The 18,555-nt window shown below is 69.8% G+C and carries 15 protein-coding genes; 6 read left to right on the top strand and 9 right to left on the bottom strand.

The window, feature by feature from the left end:
• Positions 1-11: 11 nt before the first annotated feature.
• From K6T25_RS02140 to mch, 3 genes are read right to left on the bottom strand one after another with little or no spacing between them, the layout of a single operon-like run.
• A complete protein-coding gene (locus K6T25_RS02140; RefSeq protein WP_222916095.1) occupies positions 12-785 on the bottom strand; it encodes an HAD family hydrolase in 774 nt (257 codons plus the stop codon).
• Positions 730-1,332: a double winged helix-containing putative transcriptional regulator gene (locus K6T25_RS02135; protein ID WP_225917783.1), complete on the bottom strand. Its 603-nt coding sequence runs from the start codon at positions 1,330-1,332 to the stop codon at positions 730-732. Before K6T25_RS02135 ends, K6T25_RS02140 begins: the two co-directional genes overlap by 56 nt.
• Before the next feature lie 13 nt (positions 1,333-1,345).
• Complete coding sequence (mch, locus tag K6T25_RS02130) at positions 1,346-2,281, bottom strand: methenyltetrahydromethanopterin cyclohydrolase (RefSeq protein WP_222916093.1); 936 nt, start codon at positions 2,279-2,281, stop codon at positions 1,346-1,348.
• Between the two features lie 109 nt (positions 2,282-2,390).
• Between mch and K6T25_RS02125 the strand changes: the two genes are divergently transcribed.
• Positions 2,391-2,930, top strand: a complete 540-nt coding sequence (locus tag K6T25_RS02125) for a GNAT family N-acetyltransferase (RefSeq protein WP_222916091.1) — start codon at positions 2,391-2,393, stop codon at positions 2,928-2,930.
• A gap of 113 nt (positions 2,931-3,043) precedes the next feature.
• On the opposite strand, the gene gltB is transcribed toward K6T25_RS02125, so the two are convergent.
• Together gltB and proS are read right to left on the bottom strand one after the other, a co-directional pair.
• Positions 3,044-7,588 carry a glutamate synthase large subunit gene (gene gltB, locus K6T25_RS02120; RefSeq protein WP_222916089.1) on the bottom strand — a complete coding sequence of 1,515 codons (4,545 nt, stop codon included), beginning with the start codon at positions 7,586-7,588 and terminating at the stop codon, positions 3,044-3,046.
• Between the two features lie 235 nt (positions 7,589-7,823).
• Entirely contained in the window at positions 7,824-9,323 is a 1,500-nt protein-coding gene (gene proS, locus K6T25_RS02115; RefSeq protein ID WP_222916087.1) for a proline--tRNA ligase, read from the bottom strand.
• Positions 9,324-9,593: 270 nt separating this feature from the next.
• Here proS and K6T25_RS02110 point away from each other — a divergent pair, with 270 nt between their 5' ends.
• Positions 9,594-10,037, top strand: a complete 444-nt coding sequence (locus K6T25_RS02110; RefSeq protein ID WP_222916085.1) for a GNAT family N-acetyltransferase — start codon at positions 9,594-9,596, stop codon at positions 10,035-10,037.
• Between the two features lies 1 nt (position 10,038).
• On the opposite strand, the gene K6T25_RS02105 is transcribed toward K6T25_RS02110, so the two are convergent.
• On the bottom strand, positions 10,039-10,533 hold the full coding sequence (locus tag K6T25_RS02105) for a DUF7984 family protein (RefSeq protein WP_222916083.1): 495 nt from the start codon (positions 10,531-10,533) through the stop codon (positions 10,039-10,041).
• Between the two features lie 208 nt (positions 10,534-10,741).
• Between K6T25_RS02105 and K6T25_RS02100 the strand changes: the two genes are divergently transcribed.
• From K6T25_RS02100 to K6T25_RS02085, 4 genes are all read left to right on the top strand, one after another.
• On the top strand, positions 10,742-12,667 hold the full coding sequence (locus K6T25_RS02100; RefSeq protein WP_222916081.1) for a beta-CASP ribonuclease aCPSF1: 1,926 nt from the start codon (positions 10,742-10,744) through the stop codon (positions 12,665-12,667).
• A gap of 262 nt (positions 12,668-12,929) precedes the next feature.
• Entirely contained in the window at positions 12,930-13,319 is a 390-nt protein-coding gene (locus K6T25_RS02095; RefSeq protein WP_222916079.1) for a methylglyoxal synthase, read from the top strand.
• Positions 13,320-13,389: 70 nt separating this feature from the next.
• The gene (locus K6T25_RS02090) at positions 13,390-13,563 is read left to right on the top strand and encodes a DUF7332 family protein (RefSeq protein ID WP_222916077.1); all 174 of its coding nucleotides are present in this window, start codon (positions 13,390-13,392) and stop codon (positions 13,561-13,563) included.
• Positions 13,564-13,724: 161 nt separating this feature from the next.
• Positions 13,725-16,001 carry a hypothetical protein gene (locus K6T25_RS02085; protein ID WP_222916075.1) on the top strand — a complete coding sequence of 759 codons (2,277 nt, stop codon included), beginning with the start codon at positions 13,725-13,727 and terminating at the stop codon, positions 15,999-16,001.
• A 28-nt stretch (positions 16,002-16,029) separates the two neighbouring features.
• On the opposite strand, the gene K6T25_RS02080 is transcribed toward K6T25_RS02085, so the two are convergent.
• The 3 genes from K6T25_RS02080 to K6T25_RS02070 form a co-directional block, all read right to left on the bottom strand.
• Positions 16,030-16,860 (bottom strand): endonuclease III domain-containing protein, encoded by an 831-nt coding sequence (locus K6T25_RS02080; RefSeq protein WP_222916073.1) that lies wholly within the window; start codon positions 16,858-16,860, stop codon positions 16,030-16,032.
• Between the two features lie 99 nt (positions 16,861-16,959).
• Positions 16,960-17,430: a DUF371 domain-containing protein gene (locus tag K6T25_RS02075; RefSeq protein WP_222916071.1), complete on the bottom strand. Its 471-nt coding sequence runs from the start codon at positions 17,428-17,430 to the stop codon at positions 16,960-16,962.
• 83 nt (positions 17,431-17,513) lie between these two features.
• The gene (locus tag K6T25_RS02070) at positions 17,514-18,401 is read right to left on the bottom strand and encodes a DUF368 domain-containing protein (RefSeq protein WP_222917813.1); all 888 of its coding nucleotides are present in this window, start codon (positions 18,399-18,401) and stop codon (positions 17,514-17,516) included.
• Positions 18,402-18,555: the final 154 nt, after the last annotated feature.

Here is an 18,555-nt window from a genome sequence, read left to right as displayed (position 1 = left end):
AGTAGCCGCCGTCAGTTCCTCGGGTCGTCGCCGACGAGATCAGGAGCCAGCAGCGCACCCAGCGACGGCACCCGCACGGCTCCCGACGGTGTCGGCCCGCGGTCGCCGACGAGGACCGCCCTCAGCCCCGCCGCGATCGCCCCGGCGGCGTCGGACTCGGGCGAGTCGCCGACGTGAACCGCGTCGCCGGGGTGGGTATCGAGAGCCGAGAGGCCGGCCTCGAAGGCGCCGACGTCGGGCTTCGCGGGGGCGTCGTGCCCGGCGAACACCACGTCGACCGCGCGGTCGTCGAGGCCGACCGCGCCGACCTTCGCCGACTGCGCGTCCGGCGGCCCGTTGGTCACGACAGCGTAGGGAACGCCCCGGGCGTCGAGCGCGTCCAGCAGGTCGCGCGCCCCCGGCCGCCACGCCACGTTCGCGTGGTCGCGCTCGTCGGCGAACGCGTCCGCCACCACGCGACCGAGATCCGGGTCTCGGTCGCGCTCCTCGCAGAGCGCGGCGAAACACTCGGTCCGGAGTTGCGCCATTGAGTCCGTCCGGTCGTTGAACTCGGCGAAGCGGTCGTAGTACGCCTCGACGGGGAAGATCGGGTCGACGCCGACGGCGGCGAAGGCGGCCGCGAGCACCTCCCCGGGCGACCGGCGATAGGAGACGAGCGTGTCGTCGAGGTCGAAGGTCACTCCCGTGGCGTCGGCCAGCGGGGATGCGAGCCTCGTCGGGTCGACGTTCTCACGCATCGCGTTCGGTGTGATCGTCAGGATCGTCGTGGTCGTTGCGGTCGCCACGGAGGTCGCGGTCGTCGCGCAGGTTCCGGAGGGCCCCCGTCGCCGCGTACGCGCCGTCCCGTTCCTCCGCGAGATCGAGCAGCACGAACCACCGCAGGTGGCGCTCGACGCGCTCGCGCCACACCGACTCCCAGTCGCTCGTCCGGAACCGCTCCCAGTTCGGCACGCGGTCGACGAACGCCGCGAACGCCTCGTCGACGGTGAGGCCGTCGGCGTCCCCGTCGGAGTCGCCCGCCGGCCCGGCCGCGAGGAGCGCGTCCGCAACGTCGCCGGCCCCGTACACGCCCGCGAGGAACTGCCCGCGCAGATGCTCCGGCGTCGGGTCCGCGCGGAGTCGCTTGAAGCCGTCGTCGGTCTCCTCGGCGAGTCCGAGCGCGCGGAGGAACGTGAGCCACGTCCGGGCCACGTCACGCGAGCGGAAGCCCAGCCGCCGCATCAGCCGGGCACAGCAGTCGTCCTCGCTGCCGGGGACCAGCGGCACCGCCGCCTGCGCGTCGGCGACGAACGCGACCGTTTCTGGCGGTTCGGGAACGAGTTTGAACTTCATCGCCGCCGACCGATCACCGGTAGTCGAACGACGCCGCGAGCAGGTCCTCGCGGGTCTCGCCGAGCGCGTACGTCGGCCCGTCGAGCACGTCGACGGTGACCGCGGCGGGCGCGAACACGGACTCGTCCAGTTCGTAGAAGTCGTAGTCCGCCTCGGCGAACACCTCCGCGAACGGCCGGCCGAACTCGGCAGCGGCGCTGGAGGGCACCTCGTCGAACCGGTCGAAGTCCTCGGCGACGGTGAGGTGGACCTCGCCGCCGTACGCGAGCGCGTCGTTCGTCCGGCCCATCGCCTCGGTCTCGTCGTAGCTGACGGGCGCAACCGGGGCCGAGCCCGCGGCCGACTTGATCTGCTCGAGGTCGTACCCCAGTTCGAACAGCCGGAAGACCGCGAGTTCGGCGGCCCGCGCGGCCGCGGTCACGCTCCCCGCCGTCGAGCCCAGGGCCGTCGTCGGAAGGTACACCGCCTGCTCGTTCACGTTCGCGCGCTCGGCGACCTCGGCGACCACCTCGTCGTCGGGGAGCGTCGCGCTCTCCACGCAGAGGACGGTGAGATCGAACTCGTCGTAGTAGCCCAGCGCCTGGAACTCCCGCTCCTCGCCGACGAGCGCGCGGGCGGGCCCGGAGCCGAGCCCCGAGAAGTGCTCCGTCTCCAGTTCCCAGCCGGCCTTCTGGGAGCCGAGCAGCGCGACGCCCGGGTGGTCCGTCGTCAACTCGACGTAGGGGGTCGGCGAGCCGTCGACGCGACCCATCCCGGTCTGGAGGGTCGCCAGTCCGGCGGTCTGTATCTCCGCGAGCAACATCCCCGCCTCGATGCCGCCGTCGGCGTCGACGCCGAAGTCGACCACCGTCGCGCCGGAGTCGAGTTCGTAGGCCGCGAGCTCGAGCTCGTCGGCGAAATCGAGCGCCTCGTCGACCAGCTCCACCGCCATGCGATTGAGGCTGTCCATGGGCGGGGTTGGGCGGCATCCGGGTTAAGTTCGGTCTTGTCCGGATCCGTCGACGAAGTCGTGGCGGTCGTATCGCAACCGGTATATCGGGCGATCGACGACGCTGGGTATGCCAGGACCGACGTTCCTGTCGGGGGAATCGGTGTCCCTTTGCACCGTCGAGGAAGGGGACATCTCGTTCGTTCACGAGACGGTTAACTCGCCGGACATCCGGAAGACGATGCAGCCGTCCAGACCGTACTCCCTGAACGAGATACGCTCGCTTTTCACAGCCGACCCGGAGTCGTCGTCCGCCGTTCGCTTCGTCGTCGCTGTCGATACGGAGGCCGTCGGATTAGTCGGGTATTCGATCGAGGACACGTCGGCAGGTATCGCCGAACCCAGTTGCTGGATCCACCCGTCGAACTGGGGCGAAGGGTACGGAAGCGAGGCGATCGAACTCCTCGTCGAGTACGGGTTCAAACAGCGCCGACTTCACAAGTTCGTCGCGGAGGTCGTCGAGTTCAACGACGCATCGAAGCGGCTCGTGGAGAAGGTTGGCTTCGTCGAGGAGGGGAGACTGCGGGAACAGGACTTCGTTGACGGGCAGTACCACGACTGTGTGCTATACGGGCTCCTTGCTACGGAGTGGCAAAGCTGTCGGGAGTGATAGCCGGACAACTGGCGTAACACGCTCGTTGGTACGGTCGCAGCCACGAGGGAGCTCGGTCGAACCGAACCCCGACAGCCGGAAGCATAGCTCTCCCGGAGGTCCGAGCCGACTCAGTCGTCGCCCACGACACCCGCGCCGAACTCCGCGGTCGCGGCGCCGCCCTCGACGGCGTCGGGGAGCTGCTCGCGCACGTCGTCGCCGCGACCCTCCGCGATGACCTCCGCGTAGGCGTCGGGAAGCACGCGCGTGAACTCGCCGACGACCGACTCCCAGTCGTCGAGCAACTCGCGCGCGCGGTCGCTGTCGGTGCGCTCGAGGTGGTTCTCGACCAGGCGGCGCACCATCGCCTCGTCCTGGTCGGTCAGATCCTCGGAGAGGCTCACCATCCCCTTGTTCGTCTTCGCGGGCAGTTCGTCGTCCGGGTCGTGGACGTACGCGACGCCGCCGGACATCCCCGCGGCGAAGTTGCGTCCCACGTCGCCCAGTACCGCGACGACGCCGCCGGTCATGTACTCGCAGCCGTGGTCGCCGACGCCCTCGACGACGGCCTTCACGCCGGAGTTTCGTACGGCGAAGCGCTCGCCGGCGACGCCGTTGACGTACGCCTCGCCGTCGGTGGCGCCGTACAACGCGACGTTGCCGATGAGGACGTTCTCGTCGGGCTCGAAGGCGGCGTCCTCGGGCGTCTGGACGACGACCGTCCCGCCCGACAGGCCCTTGCCGACGTAGTCGTTGGCGGCGCCGACGAGGTGGGCGTCGACGCCCGCCGCGAGGAACGCGGCGAACGACTGGCCGGCCTCGCCGCGGAAGTCGAGATCCAGCGTGCCCGCGGGGAGTCCCTCCTCCCCGTGGGCTCGCGAGATGCGGTTCGACAGGGTGGCGCCGATCGCGCGGTCGGTGTTGTCCACGTCGGCCGCGAGGGCGGCGGGCTCACCCGTCTCGACGCTGTCGCCGAGCTCGTCGAGCAGCTCCCAGTCGAGCGCCTCCGCCAGGTCGGGGTGGTCCTGCTCGCGCACCTTGTGGCGCGGGCCGTCGTCGCTCGGCTCGGCGATGAGCGCCGACAGGTCGAGCTTGCTCGCCTTCGGGTGGTCGACCTCGCGTTGAGAGAGACAGTCGACCCGGCCGACCATCTCGTCGACCGAGGTGAAGCCCAACTCGGCCATGTACTCGCGCAGTTCCTGCGCGATGAACTGCATGTAGTTGATGACGTGCTCGGGCTCGCCGGGGAACCGGTCGCGCAGGTCCTCGCGCTGGGTGGCGACGCCGACCGGGCAGGTGTTCTGGTGGCACTGTCGAGCCATCACACAGCCCGAGGAGACGAGCGCGGCCGTCCCGAACGCGAACTCCTCGGCGCCCAACAGCGCGGCGACGGCTACGTCGCGGCCGGTCTTCAGCCCGCCGTCCGCGGAGACGGTGATGCGGTCGCGCAGGCCCGTCGCCCGCAGCATCTGGTTCGCCTCCGCGACGCCCAGCTCCCACGGCAGCCCCGCGTTCTTGATCGAGGTCTTCGGCGACGCGCCCGTCCCGCCGGAGTGCCCGGAGATGTGGACCACGTCCGCCTCCGCCTTCGCGACGCCGGCGGCGATGGTGCCGATGCCCGCCTCCGAGACGAGCTTCACGTTGACGTCGGCCTCGGGGTTGGCGGCCTTCAGGTCGTAGATGAGCTGCTTCAGGTCCTCGATGGAGTAGATGTCGTGCAGCGGCGGCGGCGAGATGAGGCCGACGCCGGGCGTGGAGTAGCGCACCTGAGCGATGTATTCGTTCACCTTCGCGCCGGGGAGATGGCCGCCCTCGCCGGGCTTGGACCCTTGCGCCATCTTGATCTGGATCTCCTCGGCGGTCGCGAGGTAGTTCGAGGTGACGCCGAAGCGCCCGGACGCGACCTGCTTGACGCTGCAGCCCCGTTCGGTGTCGAAGCGCTCGGGCGGCTCGCCGCCCTCGCCCGTGTTGGACTTCGCCCCGATCCGGTTCATCGCGATCGCGTTGTTCTCGTGTTGCTCGGGCGAGAGGCTCCCGAGGCTCATCGCGGCCGTCGAGAAGCGCTTGGCGATCTCGTCGACCGGCTCCACCTCATCGACCGGGATCGGGTCGCGTTCGTTGCCGATGTCGAGGAGGTTCCGCAGTTCCGCGGGCGTGTCGGGGTCGTTCACCTGCGCCGAGAACTCGTCCCACGCCTCGCGGTCGCCCTCCCGGACGGCGGTGTGCAGCGCGTTCACCGAGTGGGGGTTCCAGCCGTGTTTGATGCCCGAGGAGCGGTTCTCGTACTCCCCTTGCGTCTCCAGTTGTGGATCGTCGCCGAAGCCGACGGCGTACCGCTCGCGCAGGTCCGACTCGATCTCGGGGAGGCCGATCCCCTCGGTCCGGATCTCGGTGCCCTCGAAGTACTCGCGCACCAGATCCGAACCCAGGCCGACCGCCTCGAAGATCTGCGCGCCCTGGTAGGACTCGACCGTCGAGATGCCCATCTTCGCCATCGTCTTCAGCAGCCCCATCTCTACGGCGTCGCGGTACGCCCGCAGCGCCTTCGCCTCGTCGGCGCCGTCGGGACCGGCGACGATGTCGCGGACCGTGTCGTACGCGAGGTACGGGCACACCGCGCCGGCGCCGTAGCCGACGAGACACGCCACGTGGTGGACCTCGCGGGGATCGCCCGACTCGACAACGAGCCCGGCGCGCGCGCGCAGTCCCTCGCGCACGAGGTGGTGGTGGACCGCGCCCGTCGCAAGCAGGCTCGGGACGTGCAGGCGATCGGGACCCATCCCGCGGTCCGAGAGCACGAGCACGTCGGCGCCGTCACGGACGGCCTCGGCCGCGGCCGCCCGGAGGTCCTCGACGGCGGTTTCCAGGTCCGCGTCGGGGTCGAACGTCATGTCGAGCGTGACCGAGGTGAGGTCGCCGTCGGTCGCCGTCCCCAGGTCACGGAGCGTCGCCGTCTCCGCCTCGGTGACGACGGGCGAGTCGTGGACGACCTGGCGGGCGTGTTCGGGCGTCTCCTCGAGGAGGTTGCGTTGGGGGCCCAGCCGCGTCTCCAGGGAGGTGACCAGCTCCTCGCGGATGTAGTCGATCGGCGGGTTCGACACCTGCGCGAACAGCTGCTTGAAGTACGTGAACAGCGGGCGGTCGAACTCCGAGAGGACCGACAGCGGGGTGTCGTCGCCCATCGAGCCGACGGGGTCTTTCCCCTGTTCGGACATCGGGCCGATGAGGTGATTCAGCTGATCGGTGGTGTAGCCGAAGGCGGCCTGCCTGGCGCGGAGGTCGTCGTCCGGCCCCGTCTCCGGGCTCGGCTCGGCCTCGTCGGTCACGTCCGTGAGATCGCGCTGCTCGGCGTCGACCCACTCGCCGTACTTGTCGTCGGTGAGGTCGGCGAACACCTCCTCGTCGTCGAGGACGCGACCCTCCGTGCGGTCGGCGACGAACGTCTCGCCCGGTCGGAGGCGCCCGCGCTCGCGCACCTCGCTGGGGTCGTGTTCGAGCGCGCCGACCTCGCTGCCCATCACGAGGCGGTTGTCGGTCGTCACGTCGTAGCGGCACGGCCGGAGCCCGTTGCGGTCGAGCACGCCCGCGACGCGGTCGCCGTCGAAGCCGATCACGAGGGCGGGGCCGTCCCAGGGCTCGACCAGCGAGGCGTGGTAGTCGTAGAAGTCGCGCCGGGCCTCGCTCATCGCGTCGTCCTTGCGGTACGCCTCGGGGATCATCATCCGCAGCGCGTGCGGAAGCTCCCGCCCGCTTTGCAACAGGAGGTCGAGCGTCTCGTCGACGGAGGCCGTGTCCGACTGGTTCGGGTCGGAGATGACCGGCCGCACCGCGTCGAGTTCCTCGTCGGCGAAGCCGCCGTCCGCGAGGTCCGACTGGCGCGCGCGCATCCAGTTGACGTTCCCTTGAATCGTGTTGAACTCGCCGTTGTGGACGACGTTGCGGTACGGGTGCGCGAGATGCCACGCGCCCAGCGTGTTCGTCGAGAAGCGTGCGTGCACGAGCGCGACGCCCGAGTCGAGGCGCTCGTCGCGCAGGTCGGGATAGTAGGCGTCGATCTGGTCGGCCTTCAGCAGGCCCTTGTAGACGACCCGTCGGCGATCGAGCGAACAGACGTAGAACCGCTCGCCCGCGAGGTCCTCGGCGGCCGACTCCACCGCACGTCGGGCGACGTACAGCCGTCGGTCGAACGTCTCCTCGTCGAGGTCGGCGCCCTCCGCGGGCGCGACGAACACCTGCCGGACGTCGGGCTCGGCTTCGAGCGCGGTCCGGCCGAGGTCCGCCTCCGCCGCGTCGGTGGGCACGTCGCGCCACGCGAGCACGTCGAGGTCGTACTCCGCGAGCGTCGACTCGAACAGCGCCTCCAGTTGCTCGCGGGCGTCGTCGTCGGTCGGCATGAACACCGACCCCACCGCGTACGTCTCGGGGAGGTCGCCGACGACGGCCTCGAAGAACTCGTCGGGCCGCTCGATCATGATGCCGGCGCCGTCGCCGGTGTTCTGCTCTGCACCCGTCGTCCCTCGATGCTCGAGGTTCTCGAGCAGGTCGAGCGCGTCCGATACTACTTCGTGCGATCGCCCGCCGTCGAGGTCGACGACGGCCCCCACGCCACAGTTCGAGCGCTCGTCATTGGGGTCCGCCAGGCCCCCGACGCGCGCCGACGCGTCCGGCTCAGTCATGGCTGGCGGTTCTCGTGGCCCGAATAAAGGATTGACCCTAAACGGCTAAGGGTGTGTTATTGCCATATTAGGATGTTATAGGATGACTGTATCCTCTCGGACGACCGTGAACGATATCGATCGCCGGAGGGCGTGCGCTGACTCGATCCCGAGTTATCGTTCGGTGGGTCGACAGGAGCGTCCCGTCGCGAGAACAGTCCCCGAGAGCGGCGATCGCGGCGACGGGGCGGCGACCTCAGTACGACTTCGCGAAGTACGCGGTCCGCGTCGCGTCGTCGTTGCAGACGGCGCAGGTGTCGTCGTGATCGGTGCCGTGGCGGTCGTCGTCCTCCTCGAACGGGACCATCACGATCTCGGCGGCGATCTGGTCTTTGATCTCCCCTTCGCAGTCCTCGTCGCCGCACCACGGTGCTTTCACGTAGCCGCCGTGCTGGCCGATGGTGCCGAGGATCTCGTTTCGCGAGTCGGCCTCGCGCACCTCGCCCGCGAGGTTCTCCTCGGCGGCGGCGTACAGTTTCGCGTACACCTCGTCGAGGTGGTCGCGGGTCGCCTCGGCGACGCCGTTCCGGTCGACGGTCGTCTCCTCGCCGTCGGGGCGATGGACGACGGTGACCTCGTCGTCCTCGACCTCGTAGGGGCCGATCTCGAAGCGCACGGGAACGCCGTTGAGCTCGTGTTCGTTGAACTTGAACCCGGGATTGCGCGTGTCGCGGTCGTCGAGTTCGACGCGGATCCCCGCCTCCTCCAGCTCTTCGGCGACGCCCTCGGCGTACTCGAGCACCTCGTCTTTGGTGTCCTCCTGCCAGATGGGCACGATCGCGACCTGCGTGGGCGCGACGGTCGGGGGCAAGACGAGCCCCTGGTCGTCGGAGTGGGTCATGATCAGCGCGCCGAGCGCGCGCCACGAGAACCCCCACGAGGTCGTGTGAGCGAGCCGCTCCGCCTCGTCCTCGCCGGAGAAGGTGATGTCGAACGCCTCGGCGAAGCTCGTTCCGAGGTAGTGTGAGGTGCCGCCCTGCACGGACTTGCCGTCGGGCATCAGCGCCTCCACCGTCGTGGTGGTGTCCGCCCCGGGGAACGTGTCGTGGTCGGGCTTCTGTCCGCGAAGGACGGGGATCGCGAGGAAGTCCCGGTATGCGGACTCGTACTGCTCGAGTCGGGTCAGCGTCTCGTCCCACGCGTCGTCGCGGTCGGCGTGAGCCGTGTGGCCCTCCTGCCAGAGGAACTCCTTCGTGCGGAAGAACGGCTTCGTCTCCGTCGCCTCCCAGCGCACGACCGAGCACCACTGGTTCACTCGCAGGGGGAGGTCGCGGTGGCTGCGCACCCACTGGCTGATGTAGGGCGTGATGATCGACTCGGAGGTGGGACGGACCGCGAGGCGCTCGTCGAGCTCCTCGTGGCCGCCGTGGGTCACCCACGCGACCTCGGGGTCGAACCCCTCGACGATGTCCTTCTCGGCCTCGAGGTACGACTCGGGGATGAACATCGGGAAGTAGGCGTTCTGCACGCCGGTCTCCTTGAACTTCGCGTCGAGGAACCCCTGCAGGCGCTCCCAGAGCGCGTAGCCGCGGGGCCGGGTGATGATGAACCCCGACATCCCCTCGGGCGCGTAGTTCGCCAACTGCGCCTTCTGGACCACCTCGGCGTACCATTCGCCGGTCTCGTACTCCTTGGATTTCGTGATCCCCAACTCCTGGTCGTCGCCGTCGGAGTCGGCGGACTCGTGTTCGCTCATACTCGTGGATATCGGACTGCCGTCTTAAACTCGGTGCGATCGGTCGCCGGTGTCTGCGGAGGGAACGAGAATGAATGCGTGGCTACCCGCCACGCGGCGGAATCGGAGCGCGAACGCGCCGCTCGCCGCGGGGTCGAGCGGGGACGCGGGAGCGACGTGCGGCGTTCACGTTCGGCGGAATCGCCGCCGCCGACAAGTGCGTTTCCCCGCCGTGGTACCCGGTGACGGGCGTCGCCAACGCTTACGACCGGCGCCGCGGAAGTCGCTGCTGTGACGCTCACGCGAGTCGAACTCGCCGCCGACGACACGGACGATCTCCTCGCGCTCTACCGGGAGTACGGCTGGTGGGACGACCGCGAGCGCGACGACGTGGCGCACGCGCTGGCGAACACGGACCTGGCGCTCGGGCTCCGCGACGGCGACGAGTTGATCGCCGCCGCCCGCGTCATCACGGATTTCGTCTACTACGCCCGCGTCTACGACGTCGTCGTCGCCACGGAGCGCCGGGGCGACGGCGTCGGTCGGGCTCTCCTCGAGGCGGTCGTCACACACGACCGCCTCGGCGACGTGAACCCGGTCCTCCTCTGCCGGGAGGGGTTGGTGCCGTTCTACGAGTCGGCGGGCTTCGAGCGATACCCCGAGTCGGTCGCGGTCCCCGACGACGACGCTCCCGACGAGGAGCCCCTCGTGACGCTGATCCACACGACGGGGTGACCTAGTCCTCGTGTGGCTCCACCGCGAACGGACTGTCGCCCTCGCGCCACGACCAGCCCGGGAGTCTGGTCTGGAAGCCCGCCGCCAGTGCGGCGTCGAGGTCGTCCGCGCCCGCGGCGTCGTCGGGGCCGCCGTGTGTCCGGGTATCCGCGAAGTGGAACGTCGCCTCCGCCAGCAGCGCGAGCGGCTGGCCGCCGGCGATAGTCGATGCGAGTCGCCGCCCGAGCAGCTCGTCGACGACGAAGCCCGGATAGTCGCCCTCCACGTCCAGCTCGCGCAGGAGCCCCGCGAGGGCGGCGACGTTGACCGCGCGGTCGCCGTCGGCGAACACGCGGTCCACCTCCCGGCGGTACCGCTCGTCGGTGACGGGGTCGACGTCGGTGTCGAACAACTCGCCGAGCGCGGCCCGGGTGTCGTTGAGTAAGGGGACGACCGCGGCGGCGCGCTCGCGGAGGCGGTCGCGTTCGGCGGCCACGGACGCAGGCGTGAGTCGCATAGGGTCCGTTCGGACCGACCACGGGTAGTGGTTTGCGAAGGGTTTTATAACACGCGGGGGATACGGGGTAATAAGCGGGTTTTCCGTCGCCCACGAGGGCAGCTACAACGGAGCGTCCCGTACGCATGCAGTCTTCAACTCACAGTCGACCCGAGGGCGTCGCGTCCGACAGCCGCGCCCTCCGGGACCCGCGACGATCCTCTCACATATGAGTCAAGTCGAGAAGCAGTTAGCCGACACGAAAGCACAGATCGAATCGGAGATCCCCGACGACATCTCCGTCACCGACGTCAAGTACGAGGGTCCGGAGCTGGTGGTGTACACGCGCCATCCGAAAGAGTTCGCCCAGGACGGCGACCTCGTCCGACAGCTCGCCTCCAAGCTCCGAAAGCGTATCACGATCCGGCCGCATCCGGACGTGCTCTCCGAGCCGAGCGAGGCGGAGGCGAAGATCCAGGAGATCATCCCCGACGACGCCGGCGTCGCCGACCTCGATTTCCACGAGGACACCGGCGAGGTCGTCATCGAGGCCGAAAAGCCCGGCATGGTCATCGGCCGCCGCGGCTCGACCCTCCGGGAGATCACCCAGGAGGTGGGGTGGACGCCCGAGGTCGTCCGCACGCCGCCGATCGAGTCCTCCACCGTCTCGAACGTCCGCAACTTCCTGAAACAGGAGCGCGAGGAGCGCCGCGACATCCTCGAGCGGGTCGGCCGCACCATCCACCGCGAGGAGATGGCCGACGAGCAGTGGGTCCGCATCACCACGCTCGGCTGCTGCCGCGAGGTCGGGCGCGCCTCGTTCATTCTCAACACCGCCGAGACGCGGATCCTCGTCGACTGCGGCGACAAGCCCGGCGCGGAAGGCGAGGTGCCGTATCTCCAGGTGCCGGAGGCGCTGGGCGCGGGCGCACAGAACATCGACGCGGTCGTGCTCACGCACGCCCACCTCGACCACTCCGCGCTCATCCCGCTGCTGTTCAAGTACGGCTACGACGGGCCGATCTACTGCACGGAGCCGACGCGCGACCTGATGGGGCTGCTCACGCTCGACTACCTCGACGTGGCGAGCAAGGAGGGGCGCACGCCCCCCTACGAGTCCGCACAGGTTCGCGAGGCGATCAAACACACCATCCCGCTGGAGTACGGCGACGTGACCGACATCGCGCCCGATATGAAGCTCACGTTCCACAACGCGGGCCACATCCTCGGGTCGGCCGTCTCGCACTTCCACATCGGCGACGGCCTCTACAACGTCGCCTTCTCCGGCGACATCCACTACGACGACACCCGCCTGTTCAACGGCGCGGTCAACGACTTCCCGCGCGTGGAGACGCTCGTGATGGAGTCCACCTACGGCGGTCGCAACGACTACCAGACCGACCAGGAGGACTCCGAGGAAAAACTGGTCGACGTGATCAACGAGACGTACGAGGACGACGGGAAGGTGTTGATCCCGGCGTTCGCGGTCGGGCGCTCCCAGGAGATCATGATGGTGCTGGAGGAGGCGATGCGAAACGACAAGATCCCGGAGATGCCGGTCCACCTCGACGGGATGATCTGGGAGGCGACGGCGATCCACACCACCTACCCCGAGTACCTCCGCGACGAACTGCGCGACCGCATCTTCCACGAGGACGAGAACCCCTTCCTCGCCGACCAGTTCAATCACATCGACGGGGGCGAGGACGAGCGCCGGGAGGTCGCCGACGGCGGCCCCTGCATCATTCTCTCTACCTCCGGGATGATGACCGGCGGCCCGATCATGTCGTGGCTGCGCCACCTCGGCACCGAAGAGCAGTCGAAGCTCACCTTCGTGGGCTACCAGGCACAGGGGACGCTGGGGCGCCGGATCCAGAACGGCTGGGAGGAGATCCCCGTGCAGGATCCGCGCAACAAGAGCCGCGACTCGACGATCACCCTCCGGATGGGTGTCGAGACGGTCGACGGCTTCTCCGGGCACGCCGACCGCCAGGGGCTGGAGAACTTCGTGAAGACGATGAACCCGCGCCCGGAGAAGGTGCTGTGCGTCCACGGCGACGAGCGTTCCGTGCAGGACTTCTCCTCGGCGCTGTATCACGACTACAACATGCGGACGTTCGCGCCGAAGAACCTGGAGACGTTCCGATTCAAATGAACCACTTTTAACGGGGGCCTCGCGCCCTTTGGGCGCTCGACCCCCGTCAAAACCCGTTCATGATCAAAAGGGCCGCTCGCTCGGCCTTCGGAGGGCTCGCTCCGCTCGCCCTCCGTGCTCTCGTTCGCTTCGCTCACGAGAACTTCGGCCTCACTCGCGGTACAACACGGACTGGTCCCGCACGTGGACCGGTCGTGAGACGCTCACGATAGCTCGACTGACCACTGCCGGGACTCAAGTTCCGTCCCGTCGAGGAACGGGTATGCGCCTCGCGCTCATCGCCCACGACGAACAGAAGGACACCCTCGTCGAGTTCGCCCGGGAGTACACCGAGGTGCTCGCCGCCCACGACCTGATTGCGACTGGGACGACCGGCAAGCGCCTCAACGAGGAGACCGACCTCACCGTCGAGCGGAAGTCTTCCGGCCCGCTCGGCGGCGACATGCAGATCGGCGCGGAGGTCGCCAACGGCGACTGCCACGGGATCGTCTTCCTGCGTGACCCGCTAACGGCCCAGCCGCACGAGCCGGACATCTCCGCGTTGTTACGGGTCTGTGACGTCCACGACGTCCCGCTCGCGACGACCCCCACGAGCGCGACGTACCTCATCGAGGGGATCGAACGCCACGAGCCGGAGCAGCTGGACCAATAGCTAGCACGGGTGACTGTGTCTCGCAGATCGCTGAAGCGATGCGGTGAGGCCTCCGGTCCTGACACACGCCGTGTTTGCCCTCCTCGTGTCGCTTGCGGGCGTCGACGACCCCGAGGCGTTCCTCGCGGACCCGTTCCCGCGGTTCGCGCTCGCGTTCGACGACACGCTCTCGCTGCCGATGCTCTCGGCGGCCCCCGGCGAATCTCCGACGAGACCACCGACGAGCAGTCGAGGGCAGCCGTAAAGGGCGTTCCCGCGGCGGAGTGCTCGGTGGACTGACGGACTCGCCGACGCCGGGATCGCCGTCGATTCAGTGTCCCACTGGCACCTTCGCTGCGAGTTCCGAGCTGGACGGGACGCAGACAGACATATACCGGTTCCCGGCGTGAACTGTGCAGAACAGCCGTGGTTACAGGTCCAGGGGCGGACGACGACCCGCCCGTCGAGGAGTCGACCGACGAGACGAGCGCGCCCGACCGCGTCGCCGAGGACGGCGTCGCGGACGATATCTCCGAGCGGAGCGGCCTCGACGAGCGCCGTCGTCGCCTCCTCGGGATCGCTGGTGTGGGAGTGCTCGGCGCCGCCGGGGTCGCCGGCGCGTGGGGCGCAACGCGTCCCGACGGGTCGCCGCCGGCCGAAACGCCGGCCGAAACGCCGTTCGCGACCTCGACGCCGACCGCGGACGCGACCGAGGCGCCGACCGGTGAGACGCCGACCGAGGAGACTCTACCCGACGAAACGGCCGCACTGGTCCGTCGATACGCGCCCGACCTCTACTACGGGCGGCTAGAGAAGTGGTTCCCGACCGATCCGCGCCCGTACGTCGTCGAGACGGCCGAGGGCAGAGTCGTCGACGGGTTCACCGCGCTCGACGAGTACACGGCCGCGTTCGCTGAGACGGGCGAGCCGCCGACCCCGACGGTGTTTTACAACGTCGTCGAGGCCGCGGACGGCATCGACGCGGTCCAGTACTGGCAGTACTCGGTGTTCGACCAGTTCACGGTCAACTTCCACTGGCACGACTGGGAGCTGTTGCAGGTGTTCGTCGACCGCGAGTCCGGGCGGCCCCTGCTCCTGTCGGCGAGTGCGCATTCGCGGTCGGTCCCGAACAACGAGTTCCTCGATCCGGATCTTTCGGGGGACACTCGCCCGGGCGTCCTCGCGGAGGTCGGCTCCCACTCGAGCGCGAGCGAGGTCAACGGACGCGTCCCGACGTTCGAGCGACTCGCGAGCGGCGGGTGGAACTCGGACGTGTCGAACGACTTCGTCGACGTCGCGTCGGGTGACCTGACGCGGTTCGCCTACGGCCTCCCGCGCGACGAGGGAGCGCGACTCCCGTTCGTCATGCCGGAACTCGACGGCCACCGCCTCGACGACCACCCGGATCTCTCGGTCGGCCCGGAGGGGTTCATCGACGCGGCGGTCACCGTGACCGACTGGCGCGGGCTTCCCCGACCGCCGGAGTCGCTGCCGCTTCGCGTGCCCGGACTCGTCTTCACGCACCCGGAGAGCGCGACCGACGGAGACGCCACCTACGCGCTCGAGCCGATCGACGTCCTCACCGACGCGATCGACGACTTCGTCGGCCCGCAGTTGAGCTTCGAGTTCGCGATCCCCGGCTTCGTGGAGGACCGACTCGCGAGCCACATCACGTCGGTCGGCATCCCCTGGGAGCAAGAGCGGTTCCGCGACCCCCTCGCGGACGTCACCGACCCCGCACACCGGCGGCACATCGACGGGTCGTCGCCGGCGGGACTGCGAAACCGCGTCGTCGGTCGAGTGCGGCTGCTCCGTGCGGGTGCCGAGGGTGCGCTCGATCGAGTGAGCCGGGGGGCGCGCGACGCGCTCGCGGATTCGATCTCCGTCTCCTTCGGAAGGCCGCCGGTCGAGCTGTGCACCCAACTCGCGAGCGAGGACCCGGTCGCGGCCGTCACGAGAGCCGGCACGTTCGGCTATCTGCACGTCGCGCCCGGCGAGCATCGACTCACCGTGAACGCGCCGGGGATCGCGCCGCTCGCGGCGGGGTTCGTCCACGACGGCGGACTCCTCCGAGCCGGCTCGGCGGGCGACCTGACAGTCGTCGCGAACGAGGACGCCGGCTGGATCCGCGGTGACGGCCGTAGCGCCACCGGGATCGCGCAGATCCGAATCATCGAGGACTACGCCGGCGTCGTCTACGACGGAGCCCCGGTGGAGGACGACCGCTTCGCCGTCGCTGTCCACCGCGACGGCGCGTACACGGTGGAGATCGTCGATGGCGAGGGGCGCCCCGGGTCGTACCGCGTCACTCCGGGCGACTTCGGCGACGACGGCGAGGCGGTCCGCGAGGGGATCGAGACGGGGAAGGCGAGTCTCGCGCGCACGCTGCGTGCGGAACTGTCGGCCCTGCTCGATCTGGCGAGCGAGTTCGCTCGACGGGACCGCGGCGGCGACGAGGTCGTCGACCGGCTCTCAGCAGCGCTGGAGGCGGTCGACGCGGCGACGGTGACCGCCGAGCGCGGCGATGCGGAGTCCGCGAACGACCGGCTGTCGCGTGCGGCGGCGGCGCTGGAGGAGGCGCTCGACGTGCTGTTCGGCGACGATCTCGGCGGCTATGACGACTCGTCCGTGATGGCGCTGTATCCGCGCGTACAGGACGCGATCGACCGGGTCGAGCGGGCGATCCGGACCGAACTCGCGTGAGAACCGTCCGGCCGACGGCGTCGCGTTCTCACTCGTCGGCGACGGCCTCGCTCGGGTCGACTGCCTCCCCCGCGAGTTCGTCGATACCCACACGGTCGCAGCGATCGTACAGCGGGCAGGCCTCGGGTCCCTCCAGACACGCCGGCTCGCGGGCGGTGCAGTACTCCCGCCCGAACTGGATCATCGCGGTATGGCCGAAGCCGCACTTCCCGGCCGGCACCCCCGTCTCCAGCGCCTCGCGGACGCCCTCGTGGTCGGCCCCGGCGGGAGCCAGCCCCATCCGTCGCGAGATGCGGTGGACGTGCGTGTCGACGGGAAAGACGCCGCCGCGGCCGCCGGCGAACAGGAGGACGCAGTCCGCCGTCTTGGGGCCGACGCCGTTCATTTCGAGCAGCGTCTCGCGGATCCTCCTCGGGTCCTCGTCCCGTACGAACGCGTCGAACCCGTCGGCGCCGCCGTACTCCTCGACGACGCGCTCGGCGAGCGCCAGTATCCGCTCGGATTTCACGTTGTACAGACCCGCCCCGGAGATGGTCTCGGCGAGCTCGTCCCGTGCGGCGTCCGCGAGTGACGCCGCGAGATCGCCGTTCCACTCCGGTCCGCCCGGCCCGTACCGCGCCATCAGCGCGTCGTGGGCCGGCTGGCTCGCCTTGTCACTGGTGTTCTGCGAGAGGATCGTCCGGACGAGACACTCGAAGGCGTCCTGACCGCCGTACGCCTTCCGCCAGTACAGGTCGCCGAGGGCGTCGACGACCGCCTCCGCGCGCGAGGCCGGGTTCGCCGCCGCCCCGAACGCGGCCGGGCTGCCGCCGCCGGCGTCGCCGCCGCTGATGTTCTCGCTCGGCTCGTCGTCGCTCATGAACCGCCCTCGGGCGGCATCGTACAAGAACCGTTGCCTCACACGGGACGCGGACGACTCCCCTCCCTTCGGCCGCGACCGTCGGCGGGTTTCGTTCCGCTACGGGTCGACCCGCAGCGTCACCGTCAGCGGCGCGCCCCGCTCCAGTGCCGTCACGAGTCGACGGTCGAACCCCGCGGCGGCCTTGTCGGCCCCGATCATGATCGTCCGCTCGTCGACGTAGTCGCTCGTCCGGCCGACCATGCTCCGGTCGCCCTCGTAGGTGAGGTCGGGATGGCCGTAACCCGTCACGGTTTCCGTCGCGTCGGCGGCGCGAAACTCCGCGGTGATCGTCGCCTCGCGCGAGCGACACGCCTCGACGAACGACCGCGGCACGTCCGCGGGGGTCGTGTCCGCCTCCACCGCCAGGATGCAGTCGCCCGCGGGCGTGAGCCAGTCGTCGCCCGTCACCTCGAAGGTACTCGCGTGTTCGGCGCTGACGTGTTCGTGGCCCGACGCCCGGACGGTCACCTCTCGAACGGGGTCCGCGCCCCCCTCCGCGTCGGTTGCACTCGTCGCCTCGTCGCTCATATCGGTGCTGGGCGACGGCGGGACAAAACGCCCGCGGGTCGCGACCTGGCCGCTCGATCCGGGTCGATGCCGCCGGAGTTCGGTCAGTCCAGGTCGACGCCGCCGGCGAGGCGGTCGATTCCGACGACCAGCAGCGCGCCGACCGCGGCCGCGACGACGAACTCGCCGCCGACCGCGGCGGTCCACGCGGCCACTTCCTCGCCGACGCGGGCGACCGGCGCCCGGAGCGCGCCCACGATGAGACCGATGAGAAACGCGAGCGTCGCCTCGCGTCGGGCCGCAAGCGCCGCCCGCACCGCGTGGGCGACGGTCAACAGTCCGACGACGCCGCCCGCGAGGAACGCGACGACCGGGACGCCGGTCTCGACGACCGTCGCCGTCGGCCCGCCGGTCGCGAGCGCCAACAGCGCGTCGACGAACACGGACAGCGCCTCGGTCATCCGGTCGTACTGCCCGAGGATGACCAGCAGGAGCGACCCCGAGATCCCGGGGAGGATCATCGCGCTCACCGCGACCGCCCCCGCGAGGAACGTCGCGAGCGCGGTCTCGCCGAGCGCGGCCGAGGCCCGCCCGGAGGCGACGAACGCGAGCGCCACACCCGCGACGGCCGCGGCGGCCCGGCCGGCGGTGTCGACGCGGAACTCGCCCCTGAGCACGACCGCCGACGCGCCGATGAGCCCGAAGAAGAACCCGTACGTGAGCACGGGGACCGTCTCCAGCGTGACGTGTAACACTCGGGTGACGGTGAGGATCGCGGTGGCGATCCCGGCGCCGAGCGCGAGCAGGAACGTTCCGTCGATGTCGGTCCAGACTGCTCGCAGCTCCTCGCGGTCGCCGAGCAGCCCCTCGAGCACCCGGCGCGCGAGCGACGGCGAGGCGGCCGTGATCGCGGCGATGAGGCGGTCGTAGATCCCGGTGATCAGCGCGATGGTCCCGCCGGAGACGCCGGGGACGGCGTCGGCGGTCCCCATCGCGAGGCCTCTGAGGTACGTTCCCAGCGGTCCCTCGTCGCGTTCGATCAGGGTCGCGTCGGCTGTCGCGTTCGGGTCGCCCCTCGCGCTCGTATCCGTCGCGTCCGCCGATCCGCTCGCGTCCTGCGCGTCCGCCGCGTCGACCGCGTCATCG

Source organism: Halobaculum rubrum (assembly GCF_019880225.1).
Lineage (GTDB): Archaea > Halobacteriota > Halobacteria > Halobacteriales > Haloferacaceae > Halobaculum > Halobaculum rubrum.
Note: the sequence above shows the minus strand (reverse complement) of the source record. Positions and strands in the feature narration are given on the sequence as shown.